17 protein-coding genes are annotated in these 21,182 nt (G+C 71.5%); 6 read left to right on the top strand and 11 right to left on the bottom strand.

Annotated features, from left to right (window positions below; genetic code table 11):
• Window positions 1–9: 9 nt before the first annotated feature.
• From KIS93_RS58445 to KIS93_RS58425, 5 genes are all read right to left on the bottom strand, one after another.
• A complete protein-coding gene (locus KIS93_RS58445) occupies window positions 10–1,527 on the bottom strand; it encodes a glycoside hydrolase family 28 protein (RefSeq protein ID WP_080039663.1) in 1,518 nt (505 codons plus the stop codon).
• On the bottom strand, window positions 1,524–2,960 hold the full coding sequence (locus KIS93_RS58440; protein WP_080039662.1) for a glycoside hydrolase family 28 protein: 1,437 nt from the start codon (window positions 2,958–2,960) through the stop codon (window positions 1,524–1,526). Before KIS93_RS58440 ends, KIS93_RS58445 begins: the two co-directional genes overlap by 4 nt.
• On the bottom strand, window positions 2,957–3,772 hold the full coding sequence (locus tag KIS93_RS58435; protein ID WP_080039661.1) for a Tat pathway signal sequence domain protein: 816 nt from the start codon (window positions 3,770–3,772) through the stop codon (window positions 2,957–2,959). The genes KIS93_RS58440 and KIS93_RS58435 overlap by 4 nt, the downstream gene beginning before the upstream one ends.
• On the bottom strand, window positions 3,769–5,205 hold the full coding sequence (locus KIS93_RS58430) for a glycoside hydrolase family 28 protein (RefSeq protein ID WP_080039660.1): 1,437 nt from the start codon (window positions 5,203–5,205) through the stop codon (window positions 3,769–3,771). The genes KIS93_RS58435 and KIS93_RS58430 overlap by 4 nt, the downstream gene beginning before the upstream one ends.
• A gap of 71 nt (window positions 5,206–5,276) precedes the next feature.
• Window positions 5,277–7,298 (bottom strand): PQQ-dependent sugar dehydrogenase, encoded by a 2,022-nt coding sequence (locus tag KIS93_RS58425; RefSeq protein ID WP_080039659.1) that lies wholly within the window; start codon window positions 7,296–7,298, stop codon window positions 5,277–5,279.
• 268 nt (window positions 7,299–7,566) lie between these two features.
• On the opposite strand from KIS93_RS58425, the gene KIS93_RS58420 reads away from it, so the two are divergent.
• Window positions 7,567–8,859, top strand: coding sequence for a glycoside hydrolase family 88 protein (locus KIS93_RS58420; RefSeq protein ID WP_080039658.1), 1,293 nt, complete (start codon window positions 7,567–7,569; stop codon window positions 8,857–8,859).
• Here KIS93_RS58420 and KIS93_RS58415 read toward each other — a convergent pair.
• The 3 genes from KIS93_RS58415 to KIS93_RS58405 are packed head-to-tail and all read right to left on the bottom strand — an operon-like array spanning window position 8,849 to window position 11,882.
• Window positions 8,849–9,679 carry a carbohydrate ABC transporter permease gene (locus KIS93_RS58415; RefSeq protein WP_222108099.1) on the bottom strand — a complete coding sequence of 277 codons (831 nt, stop codon included), beginning with the start codon at window positions 9,677–9,679 and terminating at the stop codon, window positions 8,849–8,851. The genes KIS93_RS58420 and KIS93_RS58415 overlap by 11 nt on opposite strands.
• The gene (locus KIS93_RS58410; RefSeq protein ID WP_155127715.1) at window positions 9,676–10,623 is read right to left on the bottom strand and encodes a carbohydrate ABC transporter permease; all 948 of its coding nucleotides are present in this window, start codon (window positions 10,621–10,623) and stop codon (window positions 9,676–9,678) included. The genes KIS93_RS58415 and KIS93_RS58410 overlap by 4 nt, the downstream gene beginning before the upstream one ends.
• Window positions 10,623–11,882, bottom strand: coding sequence for an ABC transporter substrate-binding protein (locus tag KIS93_RS58405; RefSeq protein WP_080039656.1), 1,260 nt, complete (start codon window positions 11,880–11,882; stop codon window positions 10,623–10,625). The genes KIS93_RS58410 and KIS93_RS58405 overlap by 1 nt, the downstream gene beginning before the upstream one ends.
• A 321-nt stretch (window positions 11,883–12,203) precedes the next feature.
• Between KIS93_RS58405 and KIS93_RS58400 the strand changes: the two genes are divergently transcribed.
• The 4 genes from KIS93_RS58400 to KIS93_RS58385 all read left to right on the top strand — a co-directional run bounded on the left by KIS93_RS58400 (window position 12,204) and on the right by KIS93_RS58385 (window position 18,020).
• Window positions 12,204–15,023, top strand: a complete 2,820-nt coding sequence (locus tag KIS93_RS58400) for an alpha-L-fucosidase (RefSeq protein WP_080039655.1) — start codon at window positions 12,204–12,206, stop codon at window positions 15,021–15,023.
• 169 nt (window positions 15,024–15,192) lie between these two features.
• Entirely contained in the window at window positions 15,193–15,489 is a 297-nt protein-coding gene (locus KIS93_RS58395; RefSeq protein ID WP_168011745.1) for an STAS domain-containing protein, read from the top strand.
• Window positions 15,490–15,549: 60 nt separating this feature from the next.
• Window positions 15,550–17,448, top strand: coding sequence for a PP2C family protein-serine/threonine phosphatase (locus tag KIS93_RS58390; RefSeq protein ID WP_230466260.1), 1,899 nt, complete (start codon window positions 15,550–15,552; stop codon window positions 17,446–17,448).
• Window positions 17,445–18,020: an ATP-binding protein gene (locus tag KIS93_RS58385; protein WP_222108098.1), complete on the top strand. Its 576-nt coding sequence runs from the start codon at window positions 17,445–17,447 to the stop codon at window positions 18,018–18,020. The genes KIS93_RS58390 and KIS93_RS58385 overlap by 4 nt, the downstream gene beginning before the upstream one ends.
• Window positions 18,021–18,508: 488 nt before the next feature.
• On the opposite strand, the gene KIS93_RS64120 is transcribed toward KIS93_RS58385, so the two are convergent.
• From KIS93_RS64120 to KIS93_RS58370, 3 genes are read right to left on the bottom strand one after another with little or no spacing between them, the layout of a single operon-like run.
• Window positions 18,509–18,673 (bottom strand): hypothetical protein, encoded by a 165-nt coding sequence (locus KIS93_RS64120; RefSeq protein WP_222108097.1) that lies wholly within the window; start codon window positions 18,671–18,673, stop codon window positions 18,509–18,511.
• Between the two features lie 50 nt (window positions 18,674–18,723).
• On the bottom strand, window positions 18,724–19,302 hold the full coding sequence (locus KIS93_RS58375) for a TetR/AcrR family transcriptional regulator (RefSeq protein ID WP_080039651.1): 579 nt from the start codon (window positions 19,300–19,302) through the stop codon (window positions 18,724–18,726).
• A 52-nt stretch (window positions 19,303–19,354) separates the two neighbouring features.
• Entirely contained in the window at window positions 19,355–19,969 is a 615-nt protein-coding gene (locus KIS93_RS58370) for a TetR/AcrR family transcriptional regulator (RefSeq protein WP_186405088.1), read from the bottom strand.
• 150 nt (window positions 19,970–20,119) lie between these two features.
• On the opposite strand from KIS93_RS58370, the gene KIS93_RS58365 reads away from it, so the two are divergent.
• Complete coding sequence (locus tag KIS93_RS58365) at window positions 20,120–21,106, top strand: hypothetical protein (RefSeq protein ID WP_080039649.1); 987 nt, start codon at window positions 20,120–20,122, stop codon at window positions 21,104–21,106.
• Window positions 21,107–21,182 lie beyond the last annotated feature (76 nt).

Below are 21,182 nucleotides of genomic sequence, written 5' to 3'. Positions count from 1 at the left end.
AGTACACGGTCACCGGGTCCTCCCGATGGGTGTGGAGCCGGTGGCCCTGACGCGCAGAGCCCCGCCCGAGGTGTTGGTGCTGTCGCGCACGGCGTAGCCGTTGACGCCGGTGAAGCCCACGTCGTACGCGCTGCGGCTGCCGCGTTGCGCGACGACACCGTCCAGTCGCACGTTGGAGGCGTCGTCGGCGATCAGGTACGGCCGGTTGTCGTTGTCGTCGAAGCGGGTCTCGCCATTGAGCGTGATGCCGGTGGCGTGCCTGATCCAGTAGCCGTACGACGGGCGGGCCCCGTAGTCGCGCGGCGGGTATGTGGTGAGGAACTCGCCCGGGTTCCTGCTCGCCTCGGAGGCCGGATGCCCGCCGGGGACCGTCAGGTCGACGTTCGTGAACGTGATGCCGGGGCCGATGTCCACGGACGGCGTGCCGGTCAGGGTGCTGGTGTAGTCGGAGGCGCCGACGGTGCCGGTGACCACGGGCGCGGTCAGGCGGGTCCCGGTCACGTTCGAGATCGTGATGTTCCGGATGCGGCCGGCGGGCGGCGAGCCGGGGCAGCGCCTCCGTTCACCGATCTTGGAGAAGAACGGCGACGTGGTCTTGGTGAGCGAGACGCCGTCGTAGTGGATGTCCTCGATGATCGCGCCGTCCATGGAGACGATGCCGATGCCGGCCTTGCCCGCGCCGAGCACCGTGACGTTCTCGAACCGGAAGTCCCGGAAGTTTCCGCACGTCTCGGAGCCGAACTGCAGCGCGTTGTTCTCGTGCGAGTAGACCGTCGTGTCGCGGACCCGCACGTTCTGGCTGGTGAAGGTGTGGCCGAGCGCGTAGTCGCTCTTGAACACCAGGGCGTCGTCGTTGGACTCGATGCGGCTGTTCGTGACGGTGACGTTCCAGCTGTTGATCAGGTTGACGCCGTCGCGCACGCCGCTGCTGGAGCGGATCGTCCTCAGGCCGTCGATCGTGATGTCGTGGCAGCCGTTGATGAGGGCGGCGAAGTGGCCGCCGCGCCGGAAGGTGACCCCGGTCAGGCTGATGTCGGAGCACTCGGTGAGCGTGAGCGCCTTGTCGGCCTGGCCGGACGACGGGTTGCCGGTGATCAGGTTGCCGTCGCCGTCGATCGTGCCGGTGCCGGTGAGGTGCACGTCGGTGACGCCGCTGCCCCACAGCAACGAGTTGTGGAAGTGGCTGTGGCCGTAGTCCTGGTAGTCGTCGTAGGGGTTGGACTCGGGCGCGTCCATGCCGCTGCCCGCGGCGAGGAGGGTGGCGCCGCTGTCGAGTCTGAGCGTGAGGTGTGACTTGAGGTGGATCGTGCGGGAACGGTAGCGGCCGGACGGAAAGACCACGATGCCGCCGGGCGCGGCGGAGGCGGCGTCGATCGCGCGGTCGATGGCGTCGTCGTCGTTCGTGGCGCCGTTGCCGGTGGCGCCGTAGTCGCGCACGTTGAACTCGGCGGCGGCGCTCACGGGCTGGGCGGCCATGCAGGGCAGGGCGAGCACGCCCGCCAGCAGGGCTTGGACGAGCGATCTCATGGCTGGGGCTCCCCGTGGTCGAGGGTGGGCAGGCCGCCGGGCGAGCGGGCGACCGCCGTGTTCGAGATGTCCTTGCCGTTGACGGAGACGCCGGACAGCACCAGGTTGTCGACGTTCGAGGCGGTCGGCGCGGCCGTCGAGATGTGGGTGAACGTGCTGTTGGAGATCGTGACGTTCTTGATGTGGTCCGTCGGCCGGCCGTCCAGGTTGTACGCCTGGGCCGCGCCGTCGATGACCAGGCCGTCGGCGGTGAGGTTCTGGACGACCGGCGGCAGGGAGCCCGACGTCTCGTAGGTGAGCGTCACGTAGAGCGCGCTGCGTTCCAGGTCGTGGCCGGTGATGCGGCGCAGGTGCACGCCGTCCACGTAGCCGCCGCGGTTGAAGCTGGTCTTGACGTAGAGGGCGTACTTGAGCGGGTGGCGGCCGGGGAAGTCGGGTGCGTTGCACGCGCAGTCCTCGGCGAAGACGTCGCGCACGCCGCCGGACATCTCGCTGCCGATCGTGACGCCGCCCCACCGGCCGCTGAACCGGCAGTTCCTGATCACGATGTTCCGGGACGGCCGGCCGACGCGGCGGCCGTCGCGGTCGCGGCCGGACTTGATCGGGACGCAGTCGTCGTTGGTGTCGAACCGGCAGCCCTCGATCAGCACGTCGGTGCACGAGTCGGGGTCGCAGCCGTCGCCCTGGGAGTTGGTGGAGAAGAAGGTGACGTTCCTGACCGTGACGTTCGTGCAGTAGACCGGGTGCAGCGTCCACATGGCCGGGTTGCGCAGCGTGACGCCCTCGACCAGGACGGCGGTGCAGTTGTAGAGGCCGATCATGTTGGGGCGCAGCTTGTGGCCGCTGCCGAAGCGGCGCTGCGCCACCGGGTGGTCGTTCGCGCCCCACTCGCGGAGCCGGTCGCGATCGTCGCCGCCGTTGCCCCACGACGCCCAGTCGCCGGCGGGGGCGTTGCCGTCGATGGTGCCCGAGCCGGTGATCGCGATGTTGGTCCGGCCGTCGGCGTGGATGAAGGGCGAGTAGTTGTAGCACTCGATGCCCTCCCACCTCGTCAGCACGACCGGCAGGTACGAGGCCGGATCGGTCCTGAACCGGATCGTGCCGTCGACCTGGAGGTTCACGTTCGACAGCAGGTGGATCGCGCCGGTGCGGAAGGTGCCGGACGGCACCACGACCCGGCCGCCGCCGGCGGCGGCGCACGCGGCGATCGCGTCGCGGAAGGCGGCCGTGCAGTCGGTGGAGCCGTCCCCCTTGGCGCCGTAGGCGGTGATCGGGAACGTGCGGTCGGGGAACGCGGGCGGGACGATCCTGGCCAGGATCCTCGGCACCTGGTCCCAGGGCGAGGCGGCGAACGCCCGGGGCGGAGCGATCGCCGGTCCGGCGAGCAGGGCGGCGCCGCTCGCGAGGAGCAGGCCGCGGCGGGAGATCCTCATCGGGGGACCTCCAGGCGGCCGGGGCCCGCGCCGGAGGTGGCCCGCACCAGCTTGTACGCCCGCAGGTCGCGCAGCAGCAGGTAGCAGTTCCGCAGCGAGCCGGAGGTGTCGCCGAGCGAGCGGTAGATGCCCCACTTGGGGCGCACCCGGTCGCCGAGGAAGGTGTCGCCGGTCCTTGTCGCGTCCACGAGCGTGACGCCGCCGCTGCGCAGCACCCAGCGCACCGAGCCCGCGCTCCCGTCGCCGATCCTGATCTCGTACTCGACGTCGATCCACTTGTCGTGCAACGGCTCCAGCTCCGTGCGGCCGACCAGCGTGTCGGAGGCGAAGATCTTGTGTTCGATGGTCTGCACGCCGTTCACCCGGCGCAGCGAGGTGACGGTGATCGGGCTGGTGCCGGTGCCCGGCATCTTCGTCTGGCTGATGTGGGTGAAGGTCGTCGTGGCCCTGAGCGAGGCGGGGATGAACATCGAGTACGTGACCCGCCAGGTCTCCCCGCTCAGCCAGCGCAGGTAACCGTCCGGGTTGCGGGTGCCGGTCACCTCCTGGCGCTGCCGGTCGGTCATCGTGTCCCGGTCGGCCGTGTGCATGTCGAAGCGGAAGGCGTCGCCTTCGACGCGGATGTGCGGCCGGCCGGCGGGATGCGAGCCGGCGCGGTCGTCCTCGATCGTCTCGAACGCGGCCAGCCCGGTCCTGGCGGGGTCGGGCGCCCACATGAGCTGCCACGCCGCCGCGGTGGCCCGCGCCGGGCGGGCGGGCACGAGGAGCGCCGCCCCGGCCAGGAGGCCGAGCTGCCGACGGGTCACGTTCATGCCTGAACCTCCAGGTGGTCGAGGGGCGGGACGGCCGCCGCCCCGCCGTACAGGACGCCGTTGATGCGGACGTCGCGCAGCACCACGCCGTCGGCGTTGGACAGCTGCGGTGCGGGCGTGCCGATCTGGGTGAACGTGCTGTTCCGGATCGTCACGTCTCTGATGTGGCTGGCCGGCGAGCCGGACAGCTTGATCGCGAACGGCGCGCCGGCGATGTTCAGCCCGTCCACGGTGATGTTCCGGATGACCGGGTGGACGATCGGGCCGTGGCCGGGGCCGGTGAGGCTGTAGTTCATGTCGACGTAGCAGCCGCCCCGCTCGCACGGCCCGCCGCTGAGGTTCCTGACGTGCACGCCGTCCACCACGCCGCCGCGCCGCTCGTTCGTCTTGAGGTACAGCGCGTAGAAGGAGCGGTAGGTGGGGCCGGCGACGATCCGGTTGTCCTCGGCGAAGACGCCCCGCACGCCGCCGGACATCTCGCTGCCCACGGTGATCGCGCCCCAGCGGCCGCGGTAGGTGTTGCCGCGGATGACGATGTTCTCCGACGGCACGCCGACGCGGCGGCCGTCGGTGTCGCGGCCCGACTTGATGACCGTGCCGTCGTCGCCGGTGTCGAACGAGCAGTTCTCGATCAGCACGTCGGACGACGACTCGGGGTCGACGCCGTCCACCATGGCGCCCCGGCTGCGGATCGAGACCCGCCTGACCGTGACGTTCGCGCACAGGACGGGGTGGACGGTCCACATGGCCGGGTTCCTGATGTCGAGGTCCTCGACGAGGACGTTCCGGCAGCCGTAGAACTGGATCATGTTCGGCTTGAGGTAGTGGCCGTCGCCGAAGCGGCGCCGCTCGACCGGCACGCCGTCCGCGGCGAGCTGCTGCAGCCGCTCCCAGTCGGGCCCGCGACGGTCGTCGAAGCCGAACCATGGCCCGGCGGAGGCGTTGCCGTCGATCGTGCCGGTGCCGGTCAGCGCCACGTTCACCTGGTTCCTGGCGTAGATGAACGGCGAGTAGTTGTAGCACTCGATGCCCTGCCAGCGGGTGAACACCATCGGCAGGTAGGAGGCGGCGTCGGAGCGGAACCTGATCGTGGCGCCCTGCTCGACGTGCAGCCGCACGTTCGACAGCAGGTGGATCGCGCCGGTGCGGTACTTGCCGCCGCCGGGAACGAGCACGGTGCCGCCGCCGGCGGCGGCGCAGGCGGCGATCGCGTCGCGGAAGGCGGGCGTGCAGTCGGTGGAGTTGTCCGGCTCGGCGCCGTAGGCGGTGATGGGGAACGTGCGGTCGGGGAAGACCGGCGGGACGATCCTGGCCAGGATCGCGGGCACCTGGTCCCAGGGAGAGTCGAGGGCATGGGCCGTCGTGGGCGTCGCCGTCGCCGCCACAGGGGTGAGCAACGCGCCCTTGAGCACGGTCCTTCGGGAGAGACGCATGGCGGGCCTCCTGGGGGGTGGAGGCGCCGGCGGCCGTCACGCAGGCACGGCCGCCGGCGGTCGAGGAGCGGTCACTGGATGGTGGAGCGCCGGATCACGTCGGCGGAGCCGTCGCCGTTGTTGTCGGAGTTGGTGGAGCCGAACCAGATGGCCGCGGCGCCGGGCACCTTCTCGACCGCGCGCAGCCGGCCGTACGTGCCGTTGAAGGAGGAGTTGACCGACGAGACGTTCTCCCCGTTGAGCACGATGCGCCACAGGCGCTTGCCGCGCAGCGCCGCCATGAAGATCGTGTTGTTCACGATGGCGATGCCGCTCGGCGAGGCCTCCGCGACCGTCCAGGTGCGCTTCGGGTCGGTCATGCCCGAGGTGTCGCAGGTGCCCTCGCACGTGGGCCAGCCATAGTTGCGGCCGGGCAGGATGAGGTTGAGCTCGTCGCGCGCGGAGTCGCCCAGCTCCGACTCCCACAGCCGGCCGGCCGAGTCCCACGCCAGGCCCTGCGGGTTGCGGTGGCCGTAGCTGTAGACGCGGGTGCCGAACGGGTTGCCGGGCGCGGCGGCGCCGGTTCTGGTGATGCGCAGGATCTTGCCGTTGAGCGAGTCGAGGTCGGGGGCGTTGCTCTTCTGCTGGGCGTCGCCGGTGGTGACGTACAGGTAGCCGTCGGGGCCGAACCTGATGCGGCCGCCGTTGTGGTAGCGGTTCTTGTCGATGCCCTGGAGCACGATGGCGTAGCCGGACAGCGCGGTGCCGGTGAAGCGCATCCTCGCGACGCGGTTGCCCTCGGAGGCGGTGTGCATGAAGAACACGTCCTGGTCGGTCGTGCCGTTCCAGGTGGGCGAGAAGTCGAGGCCCATCAGGCCGCCCTCGCCGCCGGTGGTCTGCACGTCGGGTACGGTGCCGACCTGCGTCTTGGTGCCGGACGGGGTCACCTTGAAGACCTTGAACGTGTCGCGCTCGGTCACCAGCGCGTACGAGCCGTCGGGCGCCCAGGAGATGTCCCAGGGCACGTCCCAGCCGCCGGCGACGCTGGTGGGCGACTGCGGCACGCTGCCGCACGCGGCCGTGGTGAACGACGCGGACGGCGGGCTCGGCGGGGAGAGCTGGTTGGCGGTGTCCCTGGCCACGACGTGCACCCGGTAGGTGTGCGCGCACTCCACCGGCACGCTCGCCGTGGTGGCGGGCGGGTCGCCGGTGACGGTGGCCAGCACCGCGCTCGTGGCGTCGTCACGGACGAGGTAGGCGCGCACGCCGTTGTCGTCGGTCGAGGCCGCCCAGGTCACGGTCGCGGAGGTCGCTCCGATGCCGCTCACCGAGGGCCGTCCCGGCGCGGTCGGCGGGTCGTCGGCGGGCGCGGGCAGCGTGTGGCAGATCACCTCGGGGCTGCTGAGCGACACGTTGCCGGAGGCGTCGCGGGCGAAGACTGACAACTGGTAGGTGAAGTCGGGGTTGAGCCCGCTCAGCCGGTACGGCGGCGCCGTCGCCGAGGCGAGCTGCTGGCCGAGGAAGTAGATGTCGTACCCGGCCACGCCGATGTTGTCGGTCGAGACCGGCCAGTCCAGCGTGAGCGCGTCGTGCGCGATCTGCGAGCAGGCCGGCTGGCCCGGCGGGGTGGGCTTCTCGGTGTCGCCCTGGCCGCTGACCCGCAGCCGGTCGAGGTTCGGGCCGCCGCCCGCGGTGGTGGCCGTGGCCCTGACCGTGTTGCCGCCCGCCTGGAGCGGCGCCTCCACGGTGATCTCCTGCCAGGTCGTCCACGCGCCGGTTCCGGGGAACGAGCGGGCGGCGGCCACGACCGTGCCGTTGACCGCGATGTCCATCGGCCGGTCGGCGCTCGTGCCGTTGGCGAAGCGGAAGGTGAGGCTCTGCGTGCCGGCGGCGGCGGCGCTGACCGCGAACTCGACGGAGGAGCCGATGAGGTTGTCGTAGTTGACGAAGCCGGAGCCGGTGAAACCGGCGTGGTTCGACTCCACGACGCCCTGCGAGATCGTCGCGGTCTCCGCCTGGTAGTCGGTGAAGGCCGCGGCGGTGGCCGGCGCGGCCACCGAGCCCAGGACGAGGAGGCAGGCGACGACGCCGGCCCGGGATCTGCTGAAGACCATCGGCCCTCCTGGCTGAGAGTAATGCCGCCGGTAAGGAGATGGAGCTTCACAAACGTTTGCCATAAATGCGGGGAGCCGTCAACAGGTGGACCGGTCCAACATTTAGGAACCTTTCCTAACTTAATCAAGCTCATACATCGGATGTAAGCGGCCAGTGGACAGCGTCCTTCCCGGGATGTATGCCTGAAATGCGCCAAGGAGATCGGAGCCATCCGCCGCCGGACGGGCGGCGGCCTGCCCGCACAGCTCACCAGCCCAGGAGTGATCCATGGGACGACTACGCGCGATCACCGTGACAGCCCTCAGCGGCCTGCAATTCCTGCAACCGGTTGCGGAGCCGCTGGCCCCCTCGGCCGCCGCCACGCTCTACGAAGCCGAGCGCGCGGCCATCTCGCGAGGCGCCGTCGAGTCGAACCACGCCGGCTTCACCGGCACCGGGTCGTGGACGACCTGGCGCACGGTGACCGCCGGCGCCGCCACCACCGACTGGTCGAAGGCCGTGGTGGAGTCGACGATGGCCCGCTACTCGCCCGCCACGCTCGGCGGCTGGAGCTACCCGCGCGGCCTCTACCTGTGGGGGCAGTACCTCGTCTACCGGCGCACGAAGGACCCTCGCCACCTGCGCTACATCAAGGACTGGGCCGACCGGTTCGTCGACTCCTCCGGCGGCATCGGCCAGAGCTTCGGCAACCTCGACAGCATGCAGTCGGGCAACGTGCTGCTCGCCCTCTACCGGGAGACCGGGCAGGACCGCTACCGCATCGCGGCGGCCAGGATCAGGAACCGGCTGAGCACCTACCCGCGCACGTCGGACGGCGGCTGGTGGCACGCCACCGGCACCTCCCGCGAGGGCCAGCTGTGGGGCGACGGCGTCTACATGGCCGACCCGTTCCTCGCCCGCTACGGCGCCTGGGTGACGGCCGACGCGTTCACCACGACCGAGCCGGCCCGGCAGATCGAGGTCTACTGGAGCCACCTGCGGCGGACCTCGGGGACGGCGGCCGGGCTGCTCTACCACGCCTACGACGAGCCCGGCGGGCCGACCGCCTCGTGGGTGAAGCCGTCGCTGGGCCACACGAACGGCATCTCGTGGTGCCGGGCGATGGGCTGGTTCGGCATGGCCACGGTGGACATCCTCGACCTCCTGCCGGCGGATCACCCGCGCCGCGGCGCGCTGGTCGGCATCCTGCGCGAGCTCGTGCCCGCCTACGCCCGCTGGCAGGACCCGGCGACGGGCCGCTGGTTCCAGGTCGTCACCGAGCCGTCGAACCCGTCGAACTGGACGGAGACGTCGTGCTCGGCGATGTACACCTACACGATCGACAAGTCCGTCGAACGCGGCTACGTGGACGCCTCCTACCAGGCCAACGCCGACCGCGGCTACCAGGGTGTGCTGGCGAAGGTGTCGCTCGGCGCCGACGGGCGTACGCGCATCACCGACATCAGCGAGGGCACCAACGCCAGCGACTCGCTGTCGTACTACTTCGGCCGGGCCAGGCCGGTCGACGACTTCCATGGGCTCGGGGCCTTCCTCATCATGAACGAGCAGCTCAACCCTTAGTGGCGCCCCCGGTGAGACCCTTGACGAACTGCTTCTGCAGCAGCAGGTAGAAGACCAGGATCGGGAGCGTGGCCAGGAACATCAGCGCGAACATGCCGCCGAAGTCGGCGGCGTACCGGCCGAGCGACTTGTACACCCCCGTCATGATCGTGGTGCCCTCGCGCGGCCCGTAGATGATCAGCGGGTTGAGGAAGTCGTTCCAGATCCACACCCCGAGGAAGATCAGCACGCTCGCGGTGGCGGGCCGCAGCAGCGGGAAGACGATCCGCCAGAACGTCTGCCACCGCGTGGCCCCGTCGATCGCGGCGGCCTCCTCCAGCTCGCGCGGCACGCCCTTCATGAACCCGGAGAAGACGAACACGCCGAACGGCACGTAGTAGCCGACGTTGAACAGGATCAGCCCCTGCAGCGTGGACATGAGCCCGAGCGACTTCAGCACCTGCGTGACGGGGATGAGGATGACCTGCGGCGGGATCATCAGCCCGCACAGCAGCAGCACCATGATCGCCCGCGACCACCAGCGGGTGTGCCTGGCCAGGTAGTGGCCGAGCAGGGCCGACAGCAGGGTCAGGATGACGATCGACAGCGACGTCACCACGACGCTGGTGCGCAGCGAGGACCAGAACAGGCTGTCCGGCCCGGTCAGCACCCTGACCAGGTTGTCCAGCGTGGGCGGGGCGGGCGGCGACATGGCGTTCGCCGCCACCTGGCCGCTGGGCTTGAAGACGTTGATCAGCGCGATGTAGAGCGGCAGGGCGAAGAACGCGCCGGCGAGCAGCGCGACCAGGGGACGCAGCCACGGCGCCCGCGAGCCGGTCACAGCTGCACCTCCCTGCGCCCGAGGATCCGCAGCGTGAGCACCGACAAGGCGGCGATGACGACGAGCATGACCACGGCCTCGGCCGAGGCGTAGCCGGTGCGGTTGTCCACGAATCCCTCCTGCAGCACGACGAACGCCACGCTCGCGGTCGTGCCGGTGCCCGGCCCGCCGTTGGTGATGACCTTCACGTGGTCGAAGATCTTGAACGCGGAGATCAGCAGCACGACCGTGTTGATCGTCAGCGCCGGGGCGAGCAGCGGCCAGGTGACGCTCCAGAACCGGCGTACGGGCCCCGCGCCGTCGATCGCGGCGGCCTCGGCCAGCTCCTGCGGCACGCCCTGCAGCCCGGCGAGGTAGACGACCACGCAGAAGCCGAGCAGCTGCCAGCACACGATGGACGACAGCGAGTAGAGCGCTATGTCCGGGTCGGACAGCCAGCCCGGCGGATCCTGCACGCCCAGGGCGCGCAGCGCCTGGTTGACCGGGCCGTCGTCGGCCAGCACACGCGTCCAGATCACGCTGATGACCACGGAGCTGATCACCATCGGGGTGAAGAACACGCCGCGCAACGCGTTGTAGAGCCAGCCGCGCCGGTCCAGCAGCACGGCGATGGCGACGCCCAGCACGTTCGGCACGACGACGACGATGAGCGTCAGGATCGTGGTGACCTTCAGCGACTGCAGGAACGTCTCGTCCTGGAGGAGCAGCCGGTAGTTGCGCAGGCCGACGAACGAGGTCGTGGGCCGCAGCAGCGCCTGGTCGGTGAGGCTGTAGCCGACGCTCATCACGATGGGCACGAGCACCAGGCACACGTACACGAGCGTGCCGGGGGCGGCGAACAGGAGGAAGTGCCGCGCGCCCGGCCGCCGCGCGCGCCTGGCGCGGCTGCCGCGCGTCCCGCTCGGCGCGCGGCCCGGCTTGGGGCGGGTGACGCCGACGGCCATCAGCCGCTCTTCTCCCATTCCGTGTCGAGGTAGGCCAGCACCTGGTCCACGCTCTTCCTGCCGCTGACGAGATCCTGCGCCGAGGACCAGAACTTGCCCTGCATGCCGGGCAGCATGGCGGCGTCGCCCGCCTCCCAGCCGAAGGCCGGCACGGTCGCGTTGCGGCCGAGTGCCTGCTTCCACAGGTCGTAGACGGCCTTGAAGACCGGCCCGGTGCCCTCCGGCGGCGTGTAGCCCTTGATCGCGGGGAACAGCGCGTCGGCCTTGACCGAGGCGTCAAGGTTGTCCTTGGTGAGCTGGAAGGCCAGGGCGAACTTCTTGGCCGCGGCCAGGTTCGGGGCCGTCGCGCTGACCGACAGGCCGCCGCCGGTGAAGGCCGGCAGGTGCAGGCTCCCGTCGTCGGAGGGCCAGGCGAACACGCCGATGTCGTCCTTCATCGGCGACTGGTCGGCGGCGGCGGCGAACCAGCTGCCCATCGGGTACATCGCGCCCTTGCCCGCCAGGAACGCCTCCTGGGTCTTGGGATAGTCCTGGCCGATCTGCCGCTTGTCGAGGTAGCCCTTGGCGGCGAGGTCGGCGAACTTCCGGGTGGCCGCCCGCATCGCCGGGTCCTTGGCGAAGGTGACCTCGCCGGCCCGCCGGGCGGCCATCCAGCCGGGCGTCCTGGGGTACAGGTCGGTGGCCAGGATCGCGGTCCAGGGCTGGGAGGTGACGAACACGCCACCGGTGACGAACGGCGTGATGCCGGCGGCCTTGAGCCGGTCGGCGGCGGCCAGCAGCTCGGCGTACGTCCTGGGCGGCGCCTTGATGCCCGCCCTGGCGAACAGCTTCTTGTTGTAGAAGACGTCGGGGATCGTCTGCGTGTTGGCCGGCAGCTGCACCACCTTGCCGTTCACCGCGCCGCAGCTCGGGCACAGGAAGGCGGTCAGTTCCTCCGGCTGCCACGGCGCCAGGTGCGGCGCCAGCGCGACGAGGTCCTGCATGCCGATCTGCACGTCGGGCAGCTGGCCGGAGGCCGCCAGCTGCTTGGCGTAGTCGTTGCGGTCGGACTCCGACGGGGCGGAGACCAGCTCGACCTCCAGGTCAGGATGGGCCTGGGTGACCTTGCCGACCTGGGCCTTCCAGTACGACTCCGGCAGGTTCGGCGACGGGAACACCAGGAACGAGACCTTCTGCCGGCCCGGCGGGGCGCTCGGCGCACCCGCGCCCGCGCATCCGCTCACCGCGAGGACGACGGCCACCGCGATCGCCCAAGACATCCGATCAATGCGTGAGCGGGTTCGGCCCTGCGGGCCGGCCGCGCTCCGTGTAAAGATCGGAGGTGTCTGCACGCGCCGCAGGAAGGGGAGCGTCCGTCGAGGTCGCGCGGGCGATCGCCGGACATCAAGGGAACGGGTCGCCGGGCGGAAGGTCGCCTTGCCCGGGAGGAGTAAGCGCATGCGCCCTCCAGATTAGGAAACTTTCCTATCGTGGGTCATAGGATCACTTCGCTGACGGCCCGTCAAGCCGGATCGGGAATCCGCCTCTTGACTCGCCCGCCTGCCTGCGATACCCCTCGGATGTCTGAAGGGACGCATCCCATGAGACTCAGAGCCGCCCTCGTCCTCGCCCTGATCGCCGCCCTGCTCACCGCTCCGCCCGCCCTGGCCGAGGTCGTCCACCCGCGCCAGCAGTGGTTGCGCGACGCCACGGCCGGGCTGTTCCTGCACTGGGGCATGTTCACCGCGCCCAGGCACCTCGACTGCGCCGCCTGGGAACGCGACGTCACCGGCGGCGGCTGGAGCGCCGGCTACTGGGTGGACGAGGCACGCAAGCTCGGCGCCTCGTACATCGTGCTCGCGACCTTCCACAGCAGGCTCGGCTACGCGCGGCCGTGGCCGTCGGCGATCCCGGGCAGCTGCGCCACCGAGCGGGACCTGCTCGGCGAGCTGGTCGCCGCGGGCAAGGAGAAGGGCGTGCGGGTCCTGCTCTACATGACCGACGACCCCCAGTGGCACGCCGAGCAGGGCGTGGAGACGCTCGACTCGGTTGCCTACTCCGCCTACAAGGGGCAGCGGGTCGACCTGACGACACGGGCCGGCTTCGGCATGTTCAGCTACGACCTGTTCTTCGAGGTCATGGAGCGGTATCCGGACCTGGCCGGGTTCTGGATCGACAACGACAACGAGTACTGGGAACAACACCGCCTGTACGAGCAGATCCGCGAGCGGCGCCCGTCCTGGTTGCTGAGCAACAACAACGAGGACACCCCGATCATGGACACGGTCAGCAACGAGCAGAAGACCGGCATGACGCCGCCCTACGACTACCCGCAGGCCGCCTGGACGCCCATGCCGCGCCTGACCGAGGCCGACTACAAGCTGCCCACCACCGGCGACTGGTGGTACGACGGCGGCGACCACCCGGTGGACGTCCGCCTCAGCACGGGCCGCTTCATCACCAACGCCGGCTCGTCGATGAAGTCGCTGATGGCCGAGACGCCGATGGTGAACGGCCGGTTCCCGCCCCAGCAGGAGGCGTTCAACGCCTTCATGTCCACGTGGGTCCCGCCGATCAGCGAGTCGCTGCGGGCCACCGAGGGCGGCGGCTACATGTACGGCGGCCTGCAGCCGGGCTTCTGGAACGACGGCGCGCACGGCGTGATCACCGTCCGCCGCGACGACCCGGACATCCAGTACGTGCACGTCGTCACCCGGCCGAGCACCGACCACGTCCGGCTGCGCGACAACGGCTACCGCGTGCGCCGGGTGAGCGACCTGCGCACCGGACGGCCCTTGCGCTTCGCCCAGTCCGGCGGCCACCTGACCATCCTCGGCATCACCGCGTGGGACGACTACGACACCGTCTTCAAGGTCGAGACCGCCGGCCGCACCGGCTTCCTCGACGGCGTCACCTCGACCGCGCCCGAGCTGGTGGACGGCAGCTTCGAGACCTTCTGGGACGCGGGCGGCCGGCTGCCCGCCTCCGTGACCCTGGATCTCGGGCGGCGGGAGCGGATCGCGTACCTGGCCGTCAACCAGCGCGAATGGTCACCCGTCTACGCCAGGGAGTCCTTCGGCCGCCCGGAGGACTCCGCCCGCATCAAGAACTACCGCGTCCACGTCAGCGACGACGGCAGGCACTGGGGCCGGCCGGTACGGGCTGCCGCCCTGCCCAGCGCCCGCGGCGTGCAGATCATCGACCTGGGGGAGCGGCACGCCCGCTACGTGAAGCTGGAGGTGCTCGACACCTGGGCCGGCCCGCAGGCGCCGCGCTTCCACCGGCAGCTCAGGATCGACGAGATCGCGGTCGCCCGCGCCTACCCGCTCTCGCGCGGCAGCCTGCCGCTGGAGGCCGAGCACCAGCGGCGCTCGGGCGGGGCGCGCGTCGAGCGCTGCGCGGCCTGCTCGGGCTCGGCGCAGGTGACGGGGCTGTCCGGCGGCACGCTCACCTACCGGGACGTGACCGCCCCGGCCGCCGGCGAGTACCGTCTCCGGATCGACCACACCGCCGCCGCGCCGGCCCCGCTGTCGATCTCCGTCAACGGCGCGGCCCCCACCGAGGTACGGGTGCCGGGCGACAACCCGGACGTGCCCGCCGCCACCTCCCTGCCCGTCACCCTCAAGGCCGGAGCCAACACGATCGCGCTGACCGGGGCGGCGGGCGTGGACCGCATCGCGATCGCCCCCATGCCGGCCGCGCCCGGCCCGCCGCGGACCACGATGACCGTCGACCCCTCCGGCCTGCAGTGGGTCGGCCCGGGACGGCAGACGCTCAACGTGTCGGCCACCCTCCGCCTCGACGACGACGAGGCGCTCGACCAGGTGAGCCTCGCCCCGGCCGCCCCCGCCGGCTGGACCGTCGAGGGCGGCCCCGCCACCGCGGCCACCCTGCGCCTCGGGCAGACCCTGACCGGCTCGTGGACGATCACGTCGCCCGGCGAGGTGAGCGCGGCCGACGTCCCGATCAGCGCGTCCTTCCGCCTGCTCGGCCGGCCCGGCACCGTCACCCGCCAGCTCCGCGTCCGGCCCCGCCCGGCCGACCGGGTGTTCATGCGGGAGGCCGAGGACTCGCGCAACCGCATCGGCGACGCCGGCATCACGAGCTGCGCGGCCTGCTCCGGCGGGCAGAAGGTACGCAACCTGGGCGGCGGCCCCGACGCTTACGTGCTGTTCGAGGACGTCACGGTGCCGGCGGCGGGCTCGTACACGCTGTTCGTCGACTTCACCGTCAACGGCGAGCGGTCGTACGTCGTGACCGTCAACGACGGGACCCCGGTGGAGGTGAAGGTGAGCGGGACGGGCAACAACACGCCCTACACCACCACGATCCCGGTCACGCTGCGGGCCGGGGCGAACACCGTCAAGCTGCACAACGACGCGGCGGCGGCCCCCGACCTCGACCGGATCTCGCTCGGCTGAGCAAGGAGAGAGCGGGGGAGCCGGTCCCATGACAGGACGGGCGGGTTGCGGGACAATGCCGCTAGTGCGCCCTACATGAGCAGAATGAGCGTCCGATCGCATCGCCACGTTCATGCTGTCGCCCCATCGCTCGGCACCGGAGAAGGGGGAACGCATGCAGGAGGCGTCGATGGAGATGAGGACCGACGAGGTTCTGCAGGTCACGCTGCGAGGCGAGATCGACTTCACCAACTCCACCGAGATCAACAAGAGGATCAAGGAAGCCGTGACCGAGTACCGTCCGGCGGCCGTGCGGGTGGATCTGTCCGCCGTGACGTTCATCGACTCCACCGGGGTCGGTGTGCTGGTCAACGCGATGCGCATGGCGAACGCGGCCCGCTCCGAGTTTCGCGTGGTCGGCCCGAACCGCCGCATCTCGGATCAGCTGCGGACCATGGGGCTGCTGGCCGCCTTCGGCCTGGCCTGAGCGCGCGAGAAGGGCGAGGGTGATGGCGACCTGCGGCTACGTGCCTCATGGCAGCGGCTGATGAATCCGGAGGGCTATCGCAGCCGGCTGGCCGACCTCGACGCCCGCATCGGCAAGGCGCAGCCGCCTCCGGACATCGTGCTGGGGCAGGCCAGCGGGCTGCTGGCCGGCCGGGCCGGCTGCCGGCTGGGCGAGGCCCACGCCTACCTGGTGCGGCTGGCGGCCGAGCAGCGGCGGCCGGCCCACGAGCTGGCCGCCGAACTGCTCGCGGCGCTGGAGAAGGAACCCCCACGCGGGCCTCCCTTCGTCTCCGCGATGCTGGAGGCCGCCCTGCGGCCTGCTCAGGACCAGGCCGCTCCCGCGCCGGCCCCGCGCCCGTCCTCCTCGGGCGAAGCCTGGATCCAGGCGGTGCAGCAGATCCTCGACGGGCTCGCCGGCCGGCATGTCCTGCTCATCCCGCGGTACACGGCGACGGGACAGGTCGACGACTACACCTTCGCCGCCGCGAGCCCCGCCGTGCTCGACCTGTCCGGACGCAGCGGCGCGCAGCTGATCGGGCACAGGATGAGCGAGATCTATCCCGCGATCGTGGACGGCCCGATCTGGGACGCCTGGCACCAGACGCTGCGCGACGGCCTGCCCCGGCAGATCGGCCCGCTTCCCTACCTCAGCCCGGCCGAGCGCGCGCCCGCGGAGATCCTGCTCACGGTCAAGGTGTGGCCGGTCGGCGCCGGGCTGCTCAACAGCTGGATCCGCCACGACGAGGAGACGCGCCTGGCCGAGCGCATCGCCCAGACCGAGCGCCTGGGCAATCTCGGCTGGGGCGAGTGGGACCTCGTCACGGGGCAGGTCCTCTGGTCGGACGGGCTGTACCGCGTCTATGAGCGTGCCCCCTCCGAAGGCCCCCTGTCCCGGGAGGAGACCGAGGCCCTGATCGTCCCCGATGACCTGCCCGTGCGTGCCCGGGCCGCCGAGGCGTTCGGCCGCGGCGAGGCCGTCGATGTGACCTACCGCATCCGCCTGGGCGGCCGGATCAAGCACGTCCGGACCGTCGTCGACGCGGTGCGTGACACCGAAGGCCGGCCTGTCAAGGTGTACGGCATCGTCCAGGACGTGACCGCCGGCGAGATCAGCCGCCTGCGGCTGACCGAGGCCGAGCGGCAGCTGCGCGCCCAGCAGCAGAGCCTGGCCGCCGAGCACCGGGTCGTGACCAGGCTGCAGCAGATCGTCCTGCCGATGCCGCAGGAGCCGATCGACCTGCCGGGCCTGCGGGTCGCGGTCCGCTACCTGCCCGCGGAGAAGGCCAGCCGCGTCGGCGGCGACTGGTACCACGCCACCCCGACCGGCAACGGCAACGTCCTGCTGTCGGTCGGGGACGTGGCCGGCCACGGCATGGAGGCCGCCGCCGCCATGGCCCAGCTCCGCCACGGCCTGGCCGCGCTCGCCGTCACCACCACCGACGACCCCGGCCGGCTGCTGACCGCCCTCAACCGGCTGCTGTTCGCCGACGGCCACGTCGCGGCGCAGCCGAACCTGCTGCCCGTGACCGCCACGGCGGTGGTGGCCCGCTACGAGCCCGGCCGCAACCGCCTGGTGTGGGCGCGGGCGGGCCACCCGGCGCCGCTGCTGGCCCGCGCCGGCGTCACCGTTGAGCTGGAGCAGCCCGACGGGCCGCTGCTCGGCGCCTTCCCGGCCGCCGAATACCCGACCACCGTCACGTCCCTGAGGCCCGGTGACGTGCTGCTGCTCTACACCGACGGCCTCGTCGAGCAGCGCCACCAGAGCTCGGAGCAGGGCCTGGCCCCCGTGCTCGCCGTGCTGAACCGCATCACGGCGGAGCCGGCGCCGCACCCCGTGGCCGATCTGGTCAACCAGCTCGATCACGCCAACCCCGACGACGACACCTGCATCCTGGCCGCCCGCCCGCTCGGCGGCCCGAGCCCGGCAGGCGGGCCATGATGAGCGCATCCGAACCCACCGACCGGCAGCCCGGGCCGCAGCGACCGCGCGGATCCGCCGCACCGGGGGCGCAGGCCGCCCGCGTCCTGCTGCTGCGCGACTTCGACCTCGGCACGCTCGTCGCCATCCGGCACGAGGTGGAACGCCTGTGCGGGCTGTGGGGCCTGACCGGCCTCGGCCTGTACCGCTTCGTCGTGGCGGTCAACGAGATCACCACCAACGCCGTCCGGCACGGCGGCGGCAGCGGGCGGCTGCGCCTGTGGCACGTCGGCCGGCGGCTCTACTGCCGGATCGACGATCGCGGGCCAGGAGGCGCCGCGGACCCCGGGCGGCTTCCGGATCCCGGCAGCCCGGAGGGGCGGGGCCTCTGGCTGGCCCGGCAGAACGTCGCCCGGCTCACGCTGCGCTCCGACCCGCCGGTACCACCATCGAGCTGGAGGCCTCATGACGGCGGCCCGTGGGCGTCGCGCTCAGGCGGCGGCCGCCGACTGCGCCGCCAGGAACGGCAGGACGACGCCGGCCATCTCGTCGGCACCTCCTCGGCGAGGTCGTGGCCGGCGTCGAAGACGTGACCGGTGACGTCGTGGGCCATGAGCCGCATCTGTGACTCGTTGCGGTCGCCGATGAACGCCGAACCGCCGAGCGCCAGCACGGGATGTCCAGCTTCCGCCGCGCGGCCTGCCGGTTCTGCTCCGCGTCGACGAGCATCGCCCGGTAGATCGACAGCATCGCGCGGATGCCGCCGGGCATCGAGTAGCAGCGCACGTACTCGTCGATCGCGTCGGGGGTGGCGCTGTCCGGGCGGCTACGCTCGAACTTGATCATGTACGTGATCAGCTCGCGCTCGTGCCCGGCGATCAGCATCTCCGGGACGTCCGGCTGGAAGTAGAAGCCCAGATGCCACAGGTGCATGCCGCCGGAGACGTTCTCGGGGGTGAGCGCGGTGTGCTCCTCGAAGCCGAACCCGGGAACAGCGCCTCGGCGAACACGAGGGCGGTGACGTGCTCGCGGTGCCGGGCGGCGAGCTGGTAGCCGATCACCGCTCCCCAGTCCTCGCCGATCACGGCGTAGCGCTCGTGGCCGAGCGCGCCCAGTGGTAGCCGGTCTTCGGCACGCCGTGCAGCAGCACCACCGCCGGCCCGGAGCCGGCCGTGCGGTAGTGCAGGCTCGTGCCGTTGACGGCGGCGCGGCCGGTGCGGACGGGGATTCCGTCGTGGTCGAACACGGGTACTCCTTATTGTGGATCGCTTGATACAGATTTGGGGCGTGAAAAAATCAATCGAGGGCGGCGAGCGCCACCTCCACGAGCGATTCGAGGGCCCGGGCGTCCGGCGTGATCTTGGCGGACACCAGCAGGCCGTCGAGGAAGGTGACCAGGAACGCGGCGAGCGTGTGCGGGTCGTGCCGCGCCGCGATCTCGCCCCGTTCGGCCGCGACCCGCAGCACCTCGGCGATGGCGTCGCGGCCGACGTCCTGCATGTCGCGCACGATGCGCCTGGTCGGCGGGTCCTGCGGCAGGCGCTCGCAGGCGGCGTTGACCGCCAGGCAGCCCCGGCCCTCGTGCTCGACGGCGATGCGCACGCGCTCGGCCAGCATCGCGCGGATCGCCGAGCGGGCATCGGCCCCCTCCTCCAGGCGGCGCAGGGCATCCGCGGCGAGCGTGCTGCGGTAGTGCTCCAGCGCGGCCCGGTAGAGGCCGTCCTTGTCGCCGAACGCGGCGTAGAGGGAGCCCTGCCCGAGCCCCAGGTGCCGGGTCAGGTCGCGCACGGTGGTCGCCTCGTAGCCGCGCGTCCAGAACAGCTCCATCGCGCGGCTCACCGCCGCCTCGGTGTCGAACTCCCGGGTCCTCGCCATGGCCCCACCCTAGCTTATCTGGATCGTACGTTCAAAAAAGAGTTTCCCGCGTTCAGGGCGGGGACGTGAGCGCGTCCTTCAGCGCCGCCCGCGCGCCGTTCAGCGCGTGACGGAGCTGGTCAGGGGTGCGGCGGATCTGGGCCAGCAGGAGGCCGCCCTGGATCGCGGCCATGGTGAGGTCGGCCAGCTCCGTCACGTCCACGTCCGGGCGCAGCTCGCCCGACTCCTGCATCCAGCGCAGGCCCGCGATGAGGGGCGCCTCCCAGCGCGCGAAGGCGTCCACGAACGCCTGCCGGGTGAGCTCGTCCTGGCCGCCGAGCTGGCTGGCCAGCGAGCCGATCGCGCAACCGCCCACCGCGTCCTGCCGCGTTCCGTTGGCCACGATCGCGTCGAACCAGCGCTCGATGCCGGCTAGGGAGCCGACCTCCAGGAGCAGCGGTTCCTGCGCGGCCAGCACCTTGTCCACGGTGGCGTGCACGACCGAGCGGATGAGGTCGTCGCGGTCGTCGAAGTAGTGGTAGAGCTGGCTCCGGCCGACCCCCGCGGCGCGCTCGACCGCGTCCAGCGTCACCGCCGCGACGCCGTGCCGCTGGATGAGGTCCGCTGCCGCGTCGAGGATGCGCCCTCGGGTCGCGCGGCCCCGCGCGGTGGTCGGGGTGTGCCCCATGGAGCCTCCTCCGGTGTTCTGTATCTCATGGTACAGAGCTTCTGTACTCGCTGATACAGTCTGTGGCAGACCGCTCTGTACTGAGCGATACAGTCCGCGGCGGGAGAACCGGCCTTGCCTGCCCCTGCCCGGCACCACCGAAAGGAAGCCATGTCCCTCCACCGGCCCACCGGGCTCCGGCGGCGCGCCGCCACACTCGGCCTCGCCGCCCTGCTCGCCACGGGCACCACAAGCGCCGCGGCCGCCACTCCGATGCATCCCGGCACCCGCCTGGGCGAGGTGCGCGTCCTCGCCCACTTCGACCGGGCGGCGGGGCAGGCCGCCGAGAGCATCGCCCTGGAGCCCGGCGGCGGCGTGGTCGTCGGCATGATCCCCGCCCGCCAGGTGGTGCGGGTCGCGCGGGACGGTTCGGTCCAGGTGCTCGTCACCATGCCGCCGCCTCCGGGCGGCGGCGGCACCACCCCGGTCGTCGGGGACCCGGTGGTCACCGGCGTCGCCCGGTCAGGCAGCGGCGCCCTGTACTTCCTCTACTCCGCCGGGCAGGGCGGGCTGACCGGCATCTGGCAGGTCCGCTCCTCCGGCGCGCCGCGGCTCGTCGTGCCGCTGCCCGCCGACACCATGCCGAACGCCCTGGTCATCGACGGCGAACGGGACCGCTTCCTGGTCACCGACTCGACCGGCGGGCGCATCTGGCAGGCCCCGCTGCACGGCGGCACGGCCACCGTGTGGTCGGCGGACCCGGCCCTGGCGCCCGGCTCGTTCTTCGGCGCCAACGGCATGAAGATCCACGACGGCGCCGTGTGGGCCGGCAACTCCGACCGCGGCACCATCGTCCGCATCCCGCTGACCAGGGGCGGCGGCCCCGGCCGGGCCGAGGTGCGGGCCACGGGGCTGGCGGGCATCGACGACTTCGACTTCACCGGCCGCGGCACCGAGATCCTCGCCGCGATCAACCAGTCCAGCCAGCTCGTACGGGTCGCCGCGGACGGCACCCACGAAACCCTCCTGGACGCCGGCGACGGCATGCAGGGCACCACGGCCGTCGCCGTCCGAGGACACCGGGCCTACGTGACCAACGGCGCCAACCTGACCGGGAACGACTCGAACCTGCTGCTCGCCAAGCTCCAGCAGCACTGACGGGCCGCGCCTTCAGGATGCGAGAACACCTGTTCCTCGGCCGAGACGCAGCGCGTCATGGAGCCTCACCTCCGGC

It is taken from the genome of [Actinomadura] parvosata subsp. kistnae, from assembly GCF_900323885.1.
Taxonomy (GTDB): Bacteria; Actinomycetota; Actinomycetes; order Streptosporangiales; family Streptosporangiaceae; genus Nonomuraea; species Nonomuraea composti.
Note: the sequence above shows the minus strand (reverse complement) of the source record. Positions and strands in the feature narration are given on the sequence as shown.